This is a genomic window from Microbulbifer epialgicus, assembly GCF_041447265.1.
Lineage (GTDB): Bacteria > Pseudomonadota > Gammaproteobacteria > Pseudomonadales > Cellvibrionaceae > Microbulbifer > Microbulbifer epialgicus.
In genome coordinates this window covers 1-884 of sequence record NZ_JBGMEK010000252.1, presented here as the reverse complement: position 1 = coordinate 884, position 884 = coordinate 1, and the positions used below count along the sequence as shown (strand labels likewise).

The window sequence follows — 884 nt, the reverse complement described above, 5'->3', positions numbered from 1 at the left end:
GCGCTTTTAGGTAGCGATTGATTAACCCCAGTACATCAGCCGGTATCCCGCTTTTCTTCAGTGTTGACATAAGCTTGTCATGATTCACTTCGTCAAAGAAGGATTTCAAGTCCATATCTATCGTCCAGCGCTTTCCTTGCCGAACAAAATATTGAACTTGTTTGATCGCCTGATGTGCTGATCGATTTGGTCTAAAGCCAAAACTAAGCGCATGAAACTTCGGTTCCCACTGCTCACTGAGTATCTGTGCGATAGCTTGTTGGATCAACCTATCTTGCACCGTGGGTATACCCAGTGGACGTTGGCCTCCGTTGCCTTTTGGTATAAAGACTCGTTTTACCGGTTGAGGTCGATAGCGACTATTTAGTACCTTTTGCCGGGTCTCAATACAGGTCTGCTTAAGGTGTTTCGGCAACTGTTTTACCGTCATACCATCGAGACCTGGCGCACCCTGGTTACGAGAAACTTGTTGTAATGCTCGAAACAGATTATTCCTATCTAGAATTCGTCGCATTAAAAGAGATGGAAAATTGAACAAGGTACGATTAAGTTTCCAGCTTGATGTTCACCCAGAAAAAAACATTTTTTTCTGGCAACTAGGTTGCTTGTCAGATGCAGTCATCAAACTCTGTGTTAATGATACTGTCCCGAATTGTTCAGGCCTTCAGCAGCACGAGCTCTGCCTACTATGCCTTCTGCTGATTTCTATAGGCCGGTCAAAACTGATCTCTCAGTTTTCAGTTATTCCATTAACAACCTATAGACCTCCCAGGGTAAGACATTTAACTTTCTTCACGTAGATGCTGGATTTATAAAACGCAGGCCAGTTGTGGATGGAGAGCTTAATGGTCACGTGCCCACTGGCTCCGCCTACGTCACACCTC

General features: G+C 44.7%; 1 protein-coding gene. It reads right to left on the bottom strand.

Going from position 1 to position 884, the window contains the following annotated elements:
• On the bottom strand, window positions 1–430 hold a 430-nt coding region (locus tag ACCI49_RS24840), incomplete at its 3' end, for a reverse transcriptase domain-containing protein (RefSeq protein WP_371841944.1).
• Window positions 431–884 lie beyond the last annotated feature (454 nt).